The sequence below is a fragment of the Nonomuraea sp. SBT364 genome, assembly GCF_001083785.1.
Classification (GTDB): domain Bacteria; phylum Actinomycetota; class Actinomycetes; order Streptosporangiales; family Streptosporangiaceae; genus Nonomuraea.
This window is the reverse complement of the sequence record NZ_LAVL01000164.1, coordinates 1-18,092: the sequence shown is the minus strand read 5'-3', so window position 1 is coordinate 18,092 and position 18,092 is coordinate 1. Positions and strand designations below refer to the sequence as shown.

14 protein-coding genes are annotated in these 18,092 nt (G+C 72.1%); 5 read left to right on the top strand and 9 right to left on the bottom strand.

Annotated features, from left to right (window positions below):
• The 3 genes from ADY59_RS39530 to ADY59_RS39520 all read left to right on the top strand — a co-directional run.
• Positions 1-384, top strand: a 384-nt coding sequence (locus tag ADY59_RS39530) for a hypothetical protein (RefSeq protein ID WP_231619113.1), incomplete at its 5' end; no start/stop codon positions are given.
• Positions 381-2,864, top strand: coding sequence for a PEP/pyruvate-binding domain-containing protein (locus tag ADY59_RS39525; RefSeq protein ID WP_049573973.1), 2,484 nt, complete (start codon positions 381-383; stop codon positions 2,862-2,864). The genes ADY59_RS39530 and ADY59_RS39525, both read left to right, overlap by 4 nt.
• 83 nt (positions 2,865-2,947) lie before the next feature.
• On the top strand, positions 2,948-3,343 hold the full coding sequence (locus tag ADY59_RS39520) for a hypothetical protein (RefSeq protein WP_049573971.1): 396 nt from the start codon (positions 2,948-2,950) through the stop codon (positions 3,341-3,343).
• A 21-nt stretch (positions 3,344-3,364) separates the two neighbouring features.
• Here the strand turns inward: ADY59_RS39520 and ADY59_RS39515 are convergent, their stop codons facing one another.
• The 9 genes from ADY59_RS39515 to ADY59_RS39475 all read right to left on the bottom strand — a co-directional run bounded on the left by ADY59_RS39515 (position 3,365) and on the right by ADY59_RS39475 (position 14,924).
• Positions 3,365-4,750, bottom strand: coding sequence for a GH1 family beta-glucosidase (locus tag ADY59_RS39515; protein WP_049573968.1), 1,386 nt, complete (start codon positions 4,748-4,750; stop codon positions 3,365-3,367).
• A gap of 6 nt (positions 4,751-4,756) precedes the next feature.
• Positions 4,757-7,084 carry an alpha-xylosidase gene (yicI, locus tag ADY59_RS39510; RefSeq protein WP_049573966.1) on the bottom strand — a complete coding sequence of 776 codons (2,328 nt, stop codon included), beginning with the start codon at positions 7,082-7,084 and terminating at the stop codon, positions 4,757-4,759.
• Positions 7,085-7,105: 21 nt separating this feature from the next.
• A complete protein-coding gene (locus tag ADY59_RS39505; protein WP_049573963.1) occupies positions 7,106-7,945 on the bottom strand; it encodes a carbohydrate ABC transporter permease in 840 nt (279 codons plus the stop codon).
• Entirely contained in the window at positions 7,942-8,841 is a 900-nt protein-coding gene (locus ADY59_RS39500) for a carbohydrate ABC transporter permease (protein ID WP_049573960.1), read from the bottom strand. The genes ADY59_RS39505 and ADY59_RS39500 overlap by 4 nt, the downstream gene beginning before the upstream one ends.
• Positions 8,842-8,864: 23 nt before the next feature.
• Positions 8,865-10,178, bottom strand: coding sequence for an ABC transporter substrate-binding protein (locus ADY59_RS39495; protein WP_049573956.1), 1,314 nt, complete (start codon positions 10,176-10,178; stop codon positions 8,865-8,867).
• A gap of 2 nt (positions 10,179-10,180) precedes the next feature.
• Positions 10,181-12,160, bottom strand: coding sequence for a beta-galactosidase (locus ADY59_RS39490; protein ID WP_231619112.1), 1,980 nt, complete (start codon positions 12,158-12,160; stop codon positions 10,181-10,183).
• An 11-nt stretch (positions 12,161-12,171) separates the two neighbouring features.
• On the bottom strand, positions 12,172-13,209 hold the full coding sequence (locus tag ADY59_RS39485) for a LacI family DNA-binding transcriptional regulator (protein WP_049573951.1): 1,038 nt from the start codon (positions 13,207-13,209) through the stop codon (positions 12,172-12,174).
• Positions 13,210-13,304: 95 nt separating this feature from the next.
• Positions 13,305-13,952, bottom strand: a complete 648-nt coding sequence (locus ADY59_RS39480) for a response regulator (RefSeq protein ID WP_049573948.1) — start codon at positions 13,950-13,952, stop codon at positions 13,305-13,307.
• Between the two features lie 6 nt (positions 13,953-13,958).
• A complete protein-coding gene (locus tag ADY59_RS39475) occupies positions 13,959-14,924 on the bottom strand; it encodes a sensor histidine kinase (RefSeq protein WP_049573944.1) in 966 nt (321 codons plus the stop codon).
• Between the two features lie 236 nt (positions 14,925-15,160).
• Here ADY59_RS39475 and ADY59_RS39470 point away from each other — a divergent pair, with 236 nt between their 5' ends.
• On the top strand, positions 15,161-16,447 hold the full coding sequence (locus ADY59_RS39470) for an SLC13 family permease (RefSeq protein WP_049573941.1): 1,287 nt from the start codon (positions 15,161-15,163) through the stop codon (positions 16,445-16,447).
• The gene (locus tag ADY59_RS39465; RefSeq protein WP_082310745.1) at positions 16,447-18,084 is read left to right on the top strand and encodes a potassium/proton antiporter; all 1,638 of its coding nucleotides are present in this window, start codon (positions 16,447-16,449) and stop codon (positions 18,082-18,084) included. Before ADY59_RS39470 ends, ADY59_RS39465 begins: the two co-directional genes overlap by 1 nt.
• Positions 18,085-18,092 lie beyond the last annotated feature (8 nt).

The window sequence follows — 18,092 nt, the reverse complement described above, 5'->3', positions numbered from 1 at the left end:
CGCGAGGTGCTGGGCAAGCTTCGCGCGCAGAAACCGGACATCCCGGCGGCGCCGCTGCTCACCGACGCCTTCGAGGACTATTTCGGCAAGCTGGACCGGCAGGGCGCGCTCCGGGCCGGACCGGCGGGGCCCGAGCGGCTCGCGGTCGTCGGGTCGGTGCTCTACGGGTTCCTGATCTCGCAGCCGATGATGCCCGAGCCGCTGCCCGCCGACCGGCTCGCGGAGCTGATCGCGGACACCGCCGACCGGGCGCTCAGCGCGGACGGGCCGGTCGGCGACGCCGCCGCGATCGCCCGCGCCACCCTTGACTATCTCGACACCGTCGAGGAGATCGCCCGCGGCAAGCTCGCGGCCTCCCTCGGCCTTGAGGAGCGTGTGACGTGAGGGCCGTACTGCCTTTCGACGATGCCGCCGCCGACCTCGCGACAGCGGGCGGGAAGGGCGCGTCCCTGGCGAAGCTGACCAGGGCGGGGCTGCCCGTCCCCGGCGGTTTCCACATCACCACCGACGCCTACCGCGCGTTCGTGTCGGCCTTCCGCGACGAGATCGACCCGGGCGATCCGGCCGGCGTCGCGGCGCTGTTCGCCCGCCACGACGTCCCCGCGCACTTCGCCGCCGAGATCCGGGCCGCGTACGACGCGCTGGGCGACGACGTGCCCGTGGCCGTCCGGTCGTCGGCCACGGCCGAGGACCTGCCGGACATGTCGTTCGCCGGGCAGCAGGACACCTATCTCAACATCCGAGGCGACGCCCTGCTCGACGCCGTCAAGCGGTGCTGGGCCTCGCTGTGGAACGCCCGCGCGATCGCCTACCGCGACCAGAACGGCGTCCCGCACGACGACGTGGCGCTGGCCGTGGTCGTCCAGGAGCTGGTCGACGCCGACGCGGCGGGCGTCATGTTCACCGCCAACCCCGTCACCGGGGCACTCGGCGAGACCGTGATCAACGCCTCCTGGGGGCTCGGCGAGGCGGTCGTGGGCGGTCAGGTGACGCCCGACACGGTCGTGGTGAGCGCGGGCGAGGTGACGCAGGCGCGTACCGGGGACAAGGCCGTGATGACCGTGCGCACCGACGGCGGCACCGAGGAGCGGCCGGTCCCCGGGGACCTGCGCAGGGTGGCCGTGCTCGACGGGCCGCAGGCCGTCGAGCTGGCCGCGCTCGGCGCGCGGGTGCAGGAGCTGTACGGCACGCCCATGGACGTGGAGTGGGTCCGGCGCGACGGCGCGTTCGCGATCGTCCAGGCGCGCCCGGTCACCGGCGTCAAGCCGCAGGTGGAGGAGTGGAACGACAGCCTCAAGGGCGACTACCTGTGGACCGGCGGCAACCTCGGCGAGGCCATCCCCGACGTGATGACGCCCGCGACCTGGTCGTTCGTGCGCATGTTCATCCATGAGGCGATGTCGGCGTCCACACTGCCCGGCTTCGACCTGGTCGGCAACATCGGCGGCCGCTTCTACATGAACCTCAGCGTGACCTTCTCCGTCGCCCGCGCGCTCGGCATGTCGGGCAGGCTCGGCGCGGTGGAGCAGGTGTTCGGCAAGGTGCCGGCCGGGCTGGAGCCGCCCATGCTCAAGGTGTCCCGATGGGCGATCATCAAGGCGGTCGTCCCGATGGCGCTGACGATCCGCAAGCGGGTGAGCGAGCATCTCAAGGGCATGCCCGGGTTCCTGGCCGGCGCCGCGCAGCGGGGCGAGGAGCTGCGCGGCCGGATCGCCGCCACCGCCACGCCCGCAGAGCTGGCCGCGCTGTGGTCCCGCGAGATCGAGCCGTACTTCGCCACCGCCTGCCGCATGCTGGAGGCCGCCGGGCGGCAGGGCGGCTCCGCGCTCGTCTACACCCGCGACAACCTGCGCAGGATGATGGGCGACGTCGACGCCGAGGCCATGCTGACCGGCGTCAACAGCGACGGCGAGCTGGCCAGCCTCGGCCTGCTGACCGGGCTCGGCCGGCTGGCCAGGGGCGAGATCACCAGGGACGAGTTCGCCCGCGCCTACGGCCATCGCGGGCCGCACGAGTTCGAGGTGTCGATGCCGCGGCCGGGCGAGGACCCCGGCTGGATCGACGCCCAGCTCGCCGGGCTGCGCGACCTGCGAGAGGACACCCGGGCGCTGCTCGCCCGCCAGGAACAGGCCCGCGAGGCCGCCTGGGCCCGCTTCGCCGAGCGCTACCCGCGCAAGCTCGCCAGGACGCGGGCCAAGGTGCGCCGGTGGAACGCGGTGGTGCGCGACCGGGAGGCCACGCGATCGGAGGTCATCCGGGCGTTCTGGGTGCTGCGCGCCTTCGTGGTGCGGGCCGGGGAGCTCACCGGGCACGGGGACGAGCTGTTCTTCCTGGAGCTGGCGGAGATCCTCGCGGTGCTCGGCGGCGACGTCGCCGCGCTGGAACGGGTCCCGGTCCGGCGCGCCACCTACGAGCGGTACGCGGCGCTGCCGCCGTACCCGGTGCTCATCGTGGGCCGGTTCGACCCGGTCCGCTGGGCGGCCGACCCGGACCGGCGCGCCGACCTGTACGACGCGCGCGGCGGCGGCGCGCCGGTCAGTGACACAGTCACCGGCTTCCCCGGCGCTCCCGGCGTCGTCGAGGGCGTGGCCCGGGTGCTGTCGGGCCCGGAGGACGGCGACCGGCTCAAGCCCGGCGAGATCCTGGTGACCACGCTCACGAACGTCGGCTGGACGCCCATGTTCCCGCGTGCCGCCGCCGTGGTGACCGACATGGGCGCGCCGCTGTCGCACGCCTCGATCGTGGCCCGCGAGCTGGGCATCCCCGCCGTGGTCGGCACCGGCAACGCCACCATGCGCCTGCGCGACGGCGACCGGATCCGGGTGGACGGCGAACGCGGCACGGTGGAACTGCTGACGGGCTGAAGCCCGGCGTCCACAGCGGTTCCAAAGGGCGGCGAAAGGGGCGGCTCCTACGCTCGGGCCGAACGGCCGAACGAGGAGGCAGGATGACCATCCGCAAGCGGGCCCTGACGGCGCTGCTGAGCGCCGTCGCGGCGATTCCCTTCACCCTGACCGTGCCCCTGACCTCGCCCGCGCAGGCGGCGGTGGACTGCGGGCTGTACGTCGGGACGACCGAGCTGGACGACGTCTTCATCAAGGGCTCCGGAGCCCGGATCGGGTGCGGGCCGCAGACCAGCTATCTGGCCGTCCAGCGGGAGAACCCGGCCGGCTGGCAGACGATGGCGGAGATCCCGCTGCACGACGGCGGGCTGGAGGTGCCGGTGACCTATCTGTGCAAGGGCACCGGCACGCACACCTACCGGACGATCCACTACCTGCCCATCTGGGTGGGCCAGGACCCGCTCGTCGAGGTGTCGAACGAGATCACCGTCGACTGCTGACCGGGCGGGCCCCGGCGGGGGTCACAGGCCGTTGGCCGCGACCACGTCCTTGTACCAGTGGGCGCTGTCCTTCCAGCTGCGCTCCATCGTGTCGCGGTCGACGCGGATGACGCCGAAGCGCTTGGCGTACCCGTGCGCCCACTCGAAGTTGTCCATCAGCGACCACAGGAAGTAGCCCCGCACGTCGGCGCCGCCCTTGACGGCCTCCAGGACGGCCGTCAGGTGCCGGTGCAGGTAGTCGACGCGGTCGGCGTCGTGCACGCGCCCGTCGGCGCCGACCGGGTCCGGGAACGCCGCGCCGTTCTCGGTGATCATGACCGGCAGCGACGGGTAGTCGCGGTGCAGGCGCAGCAGCAGCTCCGTCAGGCCGGTCTCGTCGATGTTCCAGCCCATCTCGGTGTACGGGCCGGGCTGGCGGACGAACTCGACGTCCTCGCAGGCGATCCACGGGGACGCCGTGCCGTCCGCGTGGCCGTCGGCCGTGTCGCGCTCGCTGACCCCGTCCCACTGGCGTACCAGGATCGGGTTGTAGTAGTTGACCCCCAGCAGGTCCAGCGGCGCGGCGGCGGTGGCCTCGTCGCCGTCGCGCACGAACGACCAGTCGGTCACCGACGCGGTGTCGTCGATGAGGTCACGCGGGTAGGCGCCGTCCAGCATCGGGCCGAGGAAGGCCCGGTTGGCCAGCGCGTCGATGCGGCGCACCGCTTCGGCGTCGCGCTCGGACACGCCGCGGGCGTGGTGCAGGTTGAGCGTCACCGAGATCTGCGCGTCGGCCGGGATCACCTCGCGCAGCGCGCGGGCGGCCAGGCCGTGACCGAGGTTGAGGTGGTGCAGCGCGGCCAGCGCGGCGGCCGGTTCGGTGCGGGCCGGGGCGTGCACGCCGGAGGCGTAGCCGAGGTAGGCCGAGCACCACGGCTCGTTCAGCGTGATCCAGGTCCGCACCCGGTCGCCGAGCGCCTCGCCCATGCGCCGCGCGTACTCGCCGAACCGCAGCGCGGTGTCGCGGGCCGGCCAGCCGCCGGCGTCCTCCAGCTCCTGGGGCAGGTCCCAGTGGTAGAGCGTGGCCACGGGGGCGATGCCGCGGTCGAGCAGCCCGTCGACCAGCCGGGAGTAGAAGTCGAGCCCGGCCTGGTTGAGCCGGTCGCCGCCGCCGGGCAGCACGCGCGGCCACGAGATGGAGAACCGGTAGGCGCCCACGCCGAGCCCGGCGAGGATGTCCAGGTCCTCGTCGAGGCGGTGGTAGTGGTCGCAGGCGACGTCACCGGTGTCGCCGTTGGCCACCAGGCCCGGCGTGTGGGAGAAGGTGTCCCAGATCGACGGGCCGCGGCCGTCCTCGTTCCAGGCGCCCTCGACCTGGTAGGCGGCCGTGGCCGTGCCCCAGAGGAAGTTGTCGGGGAAGTTTGGCATGGGGGGTCACTCCTCGGTGGTCAGGATGATCTCGATCTGATCAGTGTCGCCGCCGGCGGCGACGCGCACACCCGAGGGTGTGACGCCGGGCGTGCCGCCGGTGACTCCGGCGACCTCGGTGACGCCGGAGAGCAGGAGGTTCCAGCGGGCCGCCGCGCCGTCGACGCGCCTGGCGCGCACCCGGTCGCCGGTGCGCGTCACCTCGAACACCGCGCCCGCGTCGCCGGTGGTCGTCGGGACGGTGACCGTCCGGCGGTCGCCGTCGGCCAGGCGGTAGGCGGTCAGCGTGACGCCGTCGGCGTAGTCGTAGTCGGGCCGGTCCTCGCGGGCGCCGGTCGCGATCACCGCGCCGGGCCGCACCAGCAGCGGCAGGCTGTCGAACCCGTGCTGCTCGGTGCGCCAGCCGGGCCCCTCGACGGTGCCGCCGCCGAGCAGCCGTGTCCAGGTGCCCTCCGGAACGTAGTACGAAATGTCGCCCGAACTGGAGAAGACCGGCGCCACCAGCAGGTCGGGCCCGAGCATGTACTGCGCGTCCAGGTATTCGCACCCCCGGTCCTGCGGGAACTCCAGCTGCATGGCCCGCATGACCGGCATGCCCTCCTGGCTCGCCCGCACCGCCGTGCCGTACAGGTAGGGCATGAGCCGCGCCTTCAGCCGGGTGAACGAGCGCAGCACGTCCACCGACTCCTCGTCGAACAGCCACGGCACCCGGTAGGACTTGCTGCCGTGCAGCCGGCTGTGCGACGACAGCAGCCCGAACGCCACCCACCGCTTGAACACCGCCGGGTCGGGACGCCCCTCGAAGCCGCCGATGTCGTGGCTCCAGAAGCCGAACCCGGCCATGCCCAGCGACAGCCCGCCGCGCAGGCTCTCCAGCATCGCCTCGAACGTCGACTCGCAGTCGCCGCCCCAGTGCACCGGCAGCCGCTGCCCGCCGACGGTCGCCGAGCGGGCGAACAGCACGGCCTCGGCCGCCCCGCGCCGCTCGGCCAGCACGTCGTGCACCGTCTGGTTGTAGAGCAGGCTGTAGTAGTTGTGCATCCGCTCCGGGTCGGACCCGTCGGCGTACACCACGTCCGTCGGGATGCGCTCGCCGAAGTCGGTCTTGAACGCGTCCACGCCCATGTCGAGCAGCCCGCGCAGCTTGTCCGCGTACCACTCGCGAGCCGCCGGCGAGGTGAAGTCCACCAGCGCCCGGCCCGCCTGCCAGTGGTCGTCCTGCCACACGGTCCCGTCGGGGCGGCGCAGCAGGTGGCCCGCCGCCTTCCCCTCGTCGAACAGCGCCGACGCCTGCCCGATGTACGGGTTCAGCCACAGGCTGATCTTCAGCCCGCGCTCCTTCAGCCGCTTGAGCATGCCCGCCGGGTCCGGGAACACCTCCGGGTCCCACTCGAAGTCGCACCAGCGGAACTGCCGCATCCAGAAGCAGTCGAAGTGGAACACGCTCAGCGGCAGGTCGCGCTCGGCCATCCCGTCCACGAACGAGGTCACGGTCGCCTCGTCGTAGTCGGTGGTGAACGAGGTGGACAGCCACAGCCCGAACGACCAGGCCGGGGGCAGCGCCGGGCGGCCGGTCAGCGCGGTGTAGCGGCGCAGGATCTCCGCCGGGGTCGGCCCGTGGATGACCAGGTACTCCAGGTCGTGGCCCTCGGCGCTGAACTGCACCCGCGACACCGTCTCCGACCCGACCTCGAACGAGACCCGGCCAGGATGGTTGACGAACACCCCGTAACCCCGGTTGGTCAGGTAGAACGGGACGTTCTTGTAGGCCATCTCACTGCTGGTGCCGCCGTCGTCGTTCCAGATGTCGACCGTCTGCCCGTTGCGCACCAGCGCGCCGAACCGCTCGCCGAGCCCGTACACCAGCTCGCCGGCGCCCAGGCCGAGCTGCTCGACCATGAAGTGCCGGTCGTCGGGGTCCTCCACCAGGCCCAGGCACTTGGCGCCGCTGCGGGTCAGCTCGCGGCCGCCGGCGCTGAAGACCATCTCCCAGGGCGCCTCCCGGCTCACCGTGACCTTCAGGGAGCCGCTGGTCAGCGACGCCTCCCCGGCGTCGACCCGGACCGGCGGAGCCTCGTCGGCCACGGTGAAGGCGGGCGCGTCCGGCACCGACCCGGCGAAGTGCACCACGCGTACGCGGATCACCTCCGGCATCGGGGACGAGAGGTCCACGCGCAGCACCGGGCCGTCGATGGTGTCGCCGCGGCGGGTGATCGGCCTGGTGGGGGCCAGCACCCGGAGCGTCGCGGCGTCCGCGGTCACGTCGTGGGCCGCGTGCGCGTACGCGCCCCGCGTGCCCGGACGCATCCGCCAGTAGCCGTCCTTGAACTTCATGTCATCCGTTTCTGAGAAAGGTCAGCCCTTGACGCTGCCCGCGACGAGATCCAGCCGCCAGAAGCGCTGCAGGAACAGGAACAGCGCGACGATGGGAATGATCGACAGCAGCGACCCGGTGATCACCAGCGTGTAGAGGGCGGGCTGCGAGGCGCCCCGGTTGAGCAGCGAGTAGAGCCCCACGGTCAGCGGGAACAGGTCGTCGTTGGCCAGCATGATGTAGGGCAGCAGGAAGTTGTTCCAGATCGCGATGAACTGCAGCAGGAACACCGTCACCAGCCCCGGCGTCATGATCGGCGCGGCCACCGACCACAGCAGCTTGAACTCGCCGGCCCCGTCGACCCGCCCGGCCTCCAGCACCTCGTCCGGCACCGCCGCGTCGGCGTAGATCCGGCACAGGTAGATGCTGTACGGGCTGATCACGCTGGGCAGGATGACCGACCAGTACGTGCCGACCAGCCCGGCCTCCGACAGCAGCAGGTACTGCGGGATCGCCAGCGTGATCTGCGGCACCAGCACGCCCGCCAGCAGCGCCCCGAAGATCAGCCGCTGCCCGGCGAAGCGGTACTTGGCCAGCGCGTACCCGGCCGCCGCCGACACCACGACGGTCAGCAGCGCACCGCCGCCCGCGTAGATCAGGCTGTTGAGCATCCACAGCCAGAACCGGCCGTCGCCGTAGTCGTTGAGCGCGGACAGGTTGCCGGTGAGGCCGCCGTTGAAGCTCGGCCACCCCGAGAACGTGGTGAACAGCTCCTCGGAGGTCTTCGTCGAGGCGAACACCACCCACAGCAGCGGCAGCACCGCGTACACGCCGCCGAGCGCCAGCACGGCGGTGGGCAGGATCTTGCTCCGGGGCCTCATCCCGCACTCCTCGCGTTGCGCACCCTGAAGACGCCGAGCGCGCCGAGCGACAGCAGCACGGTCGCGCCGGCCAGCAGCACGGACGTGGCGGCGCCCAGGTAGATGTCGTTCTCCACGAACGCCTGCTGGTAGACGCGCATCAGCGGCACCCAGTCCTGCGTGATCGTGTTGGTCATGGGCCGCAGCGTGGCCGGCTCGCTGTAGACCTGCAGCATGCCGATCAGCGTGAACACCGAGGTCATGACCAGGGCCGGGCGCAGCAGCGGAATCTTGATCTTCAGGGCGATCTGCCACTCGGCGCACCCGTCGAGCCGGGCCGCGTCGTACAGCTCCTTGGGGATGGCCCGCAGCGTCGTGTACAGCACGACCATGTTGAAGCCGACCGAGCCCCACACGGCGATGTTGGCGATCGAGAAGTAGATCGACACGTCACCGAAGAAGTCGGCGGCCGGCAGCCCGAACGTCTTCAGCGCGCTGGTGACCGGGCTGACCGCGGGCAGGTAGATGAACCCCCACAGCAGGCTGGCGATCACGCCCGGCACCGCGTACGGCAGGAAGATCGTGATGCGCGAGGCCCGCTTGCCGCCCACCCGGGGCGCGTCCAGCAGCAGGGCGAACAGCAGCGCCAGTCCCATGGTGGCGGGCACCATGATGACGCCGTAGAGCAGCATCCGCTGCAGCGACTCGAAGAACGCCGAGTCCATGAGGGCGTCGACGTAGTTCTCCAGGCCGACGAACACCTCGGTGCGGATGCCGAACCCGGCGCCGCGCACGCGCATGGCGTGCAGGCTCAGCCAGATCGCGTAACCGATCGGCACCAGGATGAAGAAGACGAACAGCACCACGGCCGGAGCCGTCATCAGGTACGGCGCCGCCTTGCGTTTGAAGCTTGACATGGGACTGGAACGCTCCAACCGGCTCAGGCGACCTCGTAGCCCTGCTTCTTGAGGTCAGCGACGCTCGCCTCCTGGACCTTGGTGGCGACGGCGGCGAAGTCGGCCTTGTCCTTCACCGCGGTCGGCATCAGGTCCTCCCAGGCGCCGTAGGTGACGTTGGTGTTGGGACCCCAGCCGCTGAAGCCGCGGGCCGTCTGGGCGATGGCGGCGGCGGACTCGTAGTAGTCGGGCTGGCTCGTCATGTACTCGGGCGCGGCGCTCAGGCCGTCGGAGGTCTGCCCGGCGGTGGCCGACGGGTAGAGGCCGATCTCGATGAGGATCTTCAGCGCCTCGGGGTCGGTGTTCATCCACTTGGCGAACTTGGCCGCCTGCGCCTTCTGCTTGGAGGAGGCGGCGACGGCGGTGGAGGAGCCGCCCCAGAAGCCGGTGACCTGCTCACCCGCGGTCCACTGCGGCAGCGGGGCCATCTTCCACTTGCCCTTGCTGGAGGGCGCGACGCCCGCGAGGATGCCCGACCCCCACACGGCGCTCGGCCAGGCGATGATCGTGCCGTCGTTCATCTGGCTGTTCCACTGCGGCGTGTACATCGGGTCGCCGAGCAGCGTGCCCGCGTTGACCAGCTCGCCCCAGAAGGTGAGCATCTTGCGGGTGGCCTCGTCGTCGATGGCGACCGTCCACTTGCCGCCCTGGTTCGTCCACCAGTTCGCGCCGGCCTGCTGGGCGAAGCCCGCCAGCCAGCCCGCGTCGCCGGGGGAGAACGTGGTCAGGTAGCGCTTGTCGTCCTTCTTGCGCACGGTCTCGGCCAGCGCGCCGAACTCCTCCCAGGTCGCGGGCACCTTCAGGCCCAGGTCCTCGAAGATGTCGGCCCGGTAGAAGAGCATCATCGGCCCGACGTCCTGCGGGATGGCGTACGTGGCGCCGCCGAAGGAGGTCAGGTTCCAGGTGCCCTCGGCGAACGCGGACTTGACGTCGGCCACCGCGCTGGTCAGGTCCTGGAGGGCGTTGTTGGTGATGAGCGTCGGCAGCGTCTGGTACTCGGCCTGGATGATGTCGGGCGCGTTGCCGGCCTTCACCGCGGTGAGGAACTTGGCGGTCAGCTCGTCGCTTGCCGCCTGGCCGCTGAGCGTCACCTTCTGGGTGGGGTTCTTCTGGTTCCACAGGTCGACGACCCGCTGGATGTTCTCCGCCCACGCCCAGAACGTCAGCGTGGCGGCGGCGTTCTCGTCACCGCCGATGGGGGAGGCGGCCGGGGCGGCGCTCTCGTCGTCGCCGTTGCCCCCGCAGGCCGACAGCAGCAGCATCGCCGCGGTCGAGGTGAGGAAAGTTCTTCTACGCACGGTCAATCTCCTAGGTGGGTGGAACGCAGTGCCACGACATCCCGGGGGGCGAGGATGACGTGGCCGTCCGGGGCGGACCCGGTGAGCAGGTCCTCGGACGGGGCGGGAACCGGCACACGCACGGTGTCGCCGCCATGGTTGAGCAGGAACAGGACGGGGCCGCGCCGTACCGCCTCGACGCCGGGCGGCAGCTCGGGCAGCGCCCCGGTGACGCCCGCGTCGGCGAGCAGCCGGTCGGTCAGCTCGGCCAGCGCGCCGGGCTCGGGCAGCGTCGCCAGATACCAGGCGGTCCCCTCGCCGTACGCGTGCCGCAGGACGGCCGGCTCACCACTCGCGAAGCTCGCGACCGTCTCGGCGCCTTCGGCGCGCACGAGCTCGGTCCAGGTGTGCGCGGCGAACTCGGCGCCGCCGGCCCAGCGGCAGGTGATCGGCCCGCCGGCGGGCCGCCACTCCTCGCCCGACGCGCCCAGCACCTCGCGCAGCGGCGCGGGGAAGCGGCCGGTACGGACGTGCGCCCGAGGGTCGACGACCCCGGAGAACGGCCCGACCATGAGCACGCCGCCGCCGCGCACGTACGCGGTGAGCGAGGCGGCGTCGCGGTCGCTGATCAGGTAGAGGTTCGGCACCAGGACCAGCGCGTAGCCGGACAGGTCGGCGGAGGGCGGGACGACGTCCACGCTCACCCCGCGCTCCCACAGCGGCCGGTAGTGCTCCAGCAGCCGCTCGACCGGGTCGATCCGGTCGCTCGGCCGGCCCCGCTCCTCCAGCGCCCACCAGCTCGGCCAGTCGTGCACCAGCGCGACCCGCGACTCCACCGGGGTGCCCGCCACGGAGGCCAGCCTGCGCAGGTCGGCGCCGTGCGCGCGGACCTCGGCGTGCAGCCGCGTGTCCGGCCCGGCGTGCGGCACCATCGCCGCGTGGAAGCGCTCGGCGCCGAACCGCGAGGCCCGCCACTGGAAGTAGCACGAGCCGTCCGAGCCGCGCGCCACCGCCTGCAGCGACTCCAGCCGCATCTGGCCGGGCGGCTTGGGCAGGTTGTGCGGGCGCCAGTTGACGCCCGTCGTGGCCTGCTCCATCAGCATCCACGGCCGCCCGCCGGCCAGGCCGCGCATCAGGTCGTGGGTCAGCGCCGCGCGCACCGCCGCCTGCGGGTCGGCCGGGTCCGGGTAGTAGTCGTTGGAGACCACGTCCTCCTCCGGCGCCCACGACCAGTAGTCGACGGGTTTGAAGAAGCCCATGAAGTTGGTGGTGATCGGGATGTCCGGGGTGCGGGCGCGCAGCACGTCACGCTCGGCGCGGAAGTGCGCGAGCAGTTCGTCGGAGCCGAACCGCCGGTAGTCGAGCTGCTGGGACGGGTTGATGATGTACGGCGCGCGCCGGGGGGTGATGATCTCGTCCCACTCGCTGTAGCGCTGGCTCCAGAACGTGGTGCCCCACGCCTCGTTGAGCGCGTCCAGGTCGCCGTAGCGCTCCCGCAGCCACGCGCGGAACGCGGCGGCCGCGTCGTCGCAGTGGCAGAACTGGCCGTACTCGTTGCCCACGTGCCACATCGCCAGCGCCGGATGCCCGGCGTAGCGGTCGGCCAGGTCCGTCACCAGCGCCAGCGCCCGCTCCCGGTAGACCGGCGACGACGCGCAGAACTGGTTGCGCGCCCCGTACCAGAGCCGGTGCCCCGACTCGTCCACCGGCAGCGTCTCCGGCCACCGGTGCCCCATCCACGGCGGCGGCGAGGCCGTCGGCGTGGCCAGGTCGGCCGCGATCCCGGCGCCGGCCAGCAGGTCGAGCACCCGGTCCAGCCAGCCGAAGTCCCGCGCGCCGGGCTCCGGCTCGATCCGCGCCCAGCTGAACACGCCGACGGTGACCAGGTTGACCCCGGCCGCCTTCATCAGCTCGACGTCCTCCTGCCAGACCTCCTCCGGCCACTGCTCGGGGTTGTAGTCGCCGCCGTACAGCAGGCCGCGCCCGCCGGTCAGGGAGTGCATGCCGGGCCGGGTCATCGCGCCGCCTCCGATTCGGGGTTCCTGGGGGTGGCGGAGCTGTCGCCCACCACCAGCCGGCAGGGCACCAGCCGCTGCCGGGGTTCGCCGTCGCCGTCCTCCAGCCGGTCGATGAGCATGCCCGCGCCCAGCCGGCCGAGCTCGGCGCTCGGCGGCTCCAGCGTGGTCAGCCGGGGATGGAACATCTCGGCCACCCGGGCCGAGGACAGCACCAGCATCAGGGTCAGGTCGCGGGGGATCTGCCAGCCGCGCTCGGCCACGGCGGCGATCACCCCGACGGCCGCCTGGTCGCTCATCACGGCCAGCGCGGTCACCTCCGGGTGCGCGGCCACGAGCCGCTCGAACGCCTCCCGCCCCTCGTCGGCGGTGGAGGCCCGCAGGTCGCCCACGTAGCCGAGACCGGCCTCGCCGGCCGCCGCGGCGAACTCCGCGCCCGCCCGGATCGCCGGGCCGTACTGCGCCGAGTAGGCGCCGATGGCGTGGTTGAAGAACGCCATCGAGCGGTGCCCGAGCCCGGCCAGGTGCGCGACGGCGTCCGCGGCCATCCGGGTGAAGTCGATGTCGGCGTGGTCCACCGCGTCCGGCTCGCCGGTCCGGCCGATCATGCTGAAGGGCACCCCGGCCTCCGCCAGCCACTCGGTCCGCTCGTCGGCCAGCTTGACCTCCATCACGAGCACGCCGTCGACCAGGCCCAGCCCGGTCAGGTAACGCAGCTCCTCGACGGGGTCGTCGTGCTCGGGGGAGAGCAGCAGGTGGTAGCCGCGTTCCTTGGCCGCCTCGGCGGCGGCGGTGGCGAACTGCATCTCGGTCAGGCCGAAGCCGCTGTGCGGGGCCGGGAACAGCAGCGCCAGGATGCGCGTGCGCTTGCTGACCAGGCCGCGGGCCAGCACGTTCGGGCGGTAGCCGAGCTCGGCCGCCGCCTGCTCGATCCGCCGCTTGGTGGCCGCCGCCACCGGGCGGGTCCCGTTCAGCGCGGCGGAGGCCGTGCTGACCGCGACCCGCGCCCGCTCGGCCACATCGCGTAGCGAACTCATCACACTCCGGCCCGGTTTGGCTTGTCGAAACGTTTCGCAAAACGTATTGGCCGATTTATGGTGATGTCAATGGCGGAAAATGTGACGTCCCGAACTCAGGGTTCGATGAGCCCAGCCCGGATCGCGTACCTGGTCAGCTCCAGGCGGTCGCGCATGCCGAGCTTGGCGAGCACGTTGGCGCGGTGCCGGTCGACGGTCTTGACGCTGATGACGAGCAGATCGGCGATCTCCTTGGAGGAATGCCCTTCGGCGATGAGCTTGACGATCTCCTCCTCGCGCGGTGTGAGGAGGCTGGCGGGCAGGCTCTCGCGCTGGTCGTCGCGCCGCAGGTAGTCGCGGATCAGCGCGGTGACCGCACCCGGGTAGAGGAACGGCTCGCCGCGCATCGCGGCCCGGCAGGCCTCCAGCAGGTCGCGGTCGGCGACCGACTTGAGCACGTAGCCGCTCGCCCCGGCCCTGAGCGATTCGAACAGGTACTGCTCGTTGTCGTACATCGACAGCATGAGCAGCCGGACCTCCGGCGACCGCCGCGAGATCTCCCTGGCCGCCTGGATGCCGGTCATGCGCGGCATCGCGATGTCCAGGATGGCCAGGTCGACGCCCTCGCCGGCCAGCTCGACGGCCTCGGCCCCGTTGCCCGCCTCGGCCACGACCGTCAGGTCCGGCTCGGCGTCCAGGATGAGCCGCAGGCCCTGGCGTACCAGGGCGTGGTCGTCGGCGAGCAGGATACGGGTGGGTGTCACGCTCGATCAGTCCCCTTCCCCGACCGGAACGGCCAGGCGCACGGCGGTGCCGCCCTCGGGCGGATGCTCGATGGTCAGGCGGGCGCCGATGAGCAGCGCGCGCTCACGCATGCCGATGATGCCCGCGCTCTCGCGGATCGGACCGCCGCGCCCGTCGTCCACGATCGACAGCAGCACCCCGCCGGGCCGCCTGACGAGCGACAGCTCCACCCGCGACGCGCCCGCGTGCCGGGCGACGTTGGTCAGCCCCTCCTGCGCGATGCGGTAGAGCACCAGCTCGGCCTCACCGCCCAGCGGCGGCAGCCGCGCGTCGAGGCGGCGGGTCACCGGCACGCCGGGGAAGTCGGCGGCCAGCGCATTGAGCGCGCTGATCAGGCCGAGGTCCTCCAGCACGCCCGGCCGCAGCCGCCTGGCCACCTGCCGCACCTCGTCCAGGCTGGAGCGTACCGTCTCCTGGATCGTGCGCAGCTCATCGCGCAGGTCGTCCGGGGCCCGGTCGGCGGTCCGCTTGAGGCCGAGCAGCACGACGGTCAGGCTCTGGCCGATCTCGTCGTGCAGTTCGCGGGCGATGCGCTGCCGCTCGCCCTCCTGCGCGGCCAGGGCGTGCGCGCTGGCCGCCGTCCGCTCGGCCTCCAGCCTGTCGAGCATCGCGTTGAACGTGCGCACCACGTCGGCGAGGTCGCCGTTGCCGCTGTCGGCCAGCCGGTCGGTGGGGCGCAGCAGGTCGACCCGCCGCATCAGCGCGGTCAGCGCGCCGAGCGGGGCCAGGCTCCGGCGCAGCAGCAGCGCGTTGGCGGCCAGGATCAGCGCCAGCCCGACGATCAGCACCGGGATCTCGGTCAGCCGCACCAGCGGCGACACGGTGGCGGGGGAGAGCGCCAGCACGAGAGTCCCGGCCGTGAAGACCAGCCCATTGATCGCGATGACCCGCCGGAACAGCGCCTGCACGGGGCTCCGCCGTTGGTCGCTCATGCCCCCAGCCTTGCCGTCGGACGGCCCGGCCGTCCATCCGGGTCAGCACTCATCCTTGCCCCGCGCGCCTACATGATGCCCACCCGCGGAGATGGGTGTCAGACCCGATGTCCGGATCGTCCCTGATTGTCGAGACTTGATAGTCCCGCCTGTTCATGGAGGACCGTCATGTCTCACCTGTCATCATCATCACACCGGCCGTCCCGGGAGCGTACCGGCCCGCCGGGGCGTGCGCGATGACCGGTGCCCTCGCCCTGACCGTCTTCGTGGTGGCGTTCTTCTTCATCGCCACCGAGAAGGTGAACAAGGTCAAGGTGGTGCTCGTCGCCGCCGGGCTCATGGCGGTGCTCGGGCTGATCCCCGGCGCGCAGGTGTTCTTCTCCGAGCACGAGGGGATCGACTGGAACGTCATCTTCCTGCTCTTCGGCATGATGGTCATCGTCGGGATCATCAAGCAGACGGGCGTCTTCGACTTCCTGGCCATCTGGGCCGCGAAGAAGTCGAAGGGGCGGCCGTACCGGCTCATGGTCATGCTGATGGCCATCACCGCGATCGCCTCGCCGTTCCTGGACAACGTCACCACGATCATGCTCGTCGCACCCGTCACCGTGATGGTCTGCGACAGGTTGCACATCCCGGCCCAGCCGTACCTCATCGCCGAGGTCCTCGCCTCCAACATCGGGGGAGCGGCCACGCTCATCGGGGATCCGCCCAACATCATCATCGGCAGCCGGGCCGGCCTGACGTTCAACGACTTCCTCGTGCACATGGCGCCGGTCGTGATCGTCGTCTTCGTGGTGTTCCTGCTGCTCACGCGGGTGCTGTTCCGCAGGTCGTTCGAGTACCACCCCGAACGGGTGGCCGAGGTGATGGCCCTCCAGGAGCGGCGCGCCATCACCGACCCGCGCCTGCTCGCCCGCTGCCTCGTCGTGCTCGGGCTGGTCGTCATCGGGTTCGGGCTGCACGCCGTGGTGCACGTCGAGCCGTCGATCGTGGCGCTCGTCGGCGCCGGCGTGATGATGCTCGTCGCCCGCGCCGACACCGCCGAGACGCTGCGCGAGGTCGAATGGCCCACGCTGGTGTTCTTCATGGGACTGTTCGTCATGGTCGCCGGGCTCGTGCACACCGGCGTCATCGCCACCGTCGGCGCATGGGCGATCGGCGCCGTCGGCGACAACTACTTCGGCGCCGCGACCTCACTGCTGTTCGGCTCGGCCGTGCTCGGCGCCTTCTTCGACAACATCCCGTACGTCGCCACCATGGCCCCCATCGTCGAAGGCCTGGTGGCGCAGGCGCCCGACGCGGCCACCGGGCAGGCCCTGTGGTGGGCGTTCGCCCTCGGCGCCGACTTCGGCGGCAACGGCACCGCAGTCGCGGCCAGCGCCAACGTGGTCGCCCTCGGCATCGCCGCCCGCTCCGGGCACCGGATCACGTTCTGGCAGTTCACCCGGTACGGGCTGCTCGTCACCGCCCTCACCTCGGTGCTGGCCTGGATCTACGTCTGGCTGCGGTACTTCCTCTGATGACGCTGCCGGAGCTCTACGTCGTGCTGCTCGCCGGGGGGCTCGTGCTCCTGGCGGGCATCGCGGCGGCCCGCACCGCCAGCCGGCTCGGCCTGCCCAGCCTGCTGCTGTTCCTCGGGCTGGGCATGGTCATCGGCGAGGACGCGCTGGGCGTCCGGTTCGACGACGCCCAGCTCGCCCAGACACTCGGCACCTGCGCGCTGGCGATCATCCTGGTCGAGGGCGGGCTCAGCACCCGCTGGACGGACCTGCGCAAGCTGCTGGCGCCCTCCGCCATGCTGGCCACGGTCGGCGTGGCCGTCAGCGTGCTGGTCACCGCCGCCGGCGCCCACCTGCTGCTCGGGCTCGACCGGCAGCTCGCGCTGCTGCTCGGCGCCATCGTCTCCTCCACCGACGCGGCCGCGGTGTTCGCGGTCCTGCGGGCGCTGCCGCTGCCTCGGCGGCTGGCCGGGATGGTGGAGGCCGAGTCCGGGTTCAACGACGCGCCGACGGTCATCCTGGTGCTGGTCTTCAGCAGCGCCGCCGGGGTGCCCGACGTCTCGATGATCGGCGGGCAGGTCCTCTACCAGATCGCCGCCGGGGCGGCCGTCGGGCTGCTCGCCGGCTGGGGCGGCGTGGCCGCGCTGCGGTACGTGGCGCTGCCGGCCAGCGGCCTGTACCCGCTGGCCACGCTCGGGCTGGGCGTCATCGCCTTCGCCGCCGCCGGAGCCTTGAACGCCTCCGGGTTCATGGCCGCCTACCTGGCGGGGATCGTGCTCGGCAACGCCGTGCTGCCGCATCGGGCCGCCACCCGGTCCTTCGCCGAAGGCGCCGGCTGGCTGGCGCAGATCGGCCTGTTCGTCATGCTCGGGCTGCTGGTCGACCCGAGCGAGCTGCCCGCCGCGCTGCTGCCCGCCCTCGTCGTGGGGCTCGTGCTCCTGCTGCTGGCCCGGCCCGTGTCGGTGCTCGCCGGCCTGCTCCCGTTCCGGGTGCCGTGGCGGCACCAGGTGTTCGTCTCCTGGGCGGGACTGCGCGGGGCCGTGCCGATCGTGCTGGCCACCTTCCCCATCGTCGCCGGGGTACCCGGCAGCGGGCACCTGCTCAACATCGTCTTCGTCCTGGTCGTCGTCTTCACCCTGATCCAAGGGCCCGCCCTGCCCGCGCTCGCGCGCGTGCTCGGCGTCACCCAGCCGGACCAGGCCAGGGAGGTGGACATCGAGTCCGCGCCGCTGGACGTGCTCGACGCCGAACTGCTCACGCTGACCGTGCCCGCCGGGTCCCGGCTGCACGGGGTCGAGATCGGGGAGCTGCGGCTGCCCGCCCCCGCGGTCATCAGCCTGGTCATCCGCGACCGGGCCACCTTCGTGCCCGCGCCCGAGACGCGGCTGCGGGAAGGCGACGAACTGCTCATCGTCGCCACCGCCGCCAGCCGCGAGCCGGCCGAACGCCGCCTGCGCGCCGTCGGCCGCCGCGGCCGCCTGGCCCGCTGGCACGGCGAACCCGGTCACCCCGACCCGCGACCCGACACGAGTGGAGGCAAACCCACATGGAGATCACCCCGGCGACGATCCCCGGCATCGGCATCGTCCACCAGTGCCGCACCCGGCACGGGCACCGCCTCGCCGTCATCCAGCACCACGACGGCCGGCGCGAGCTGATCGCCTAC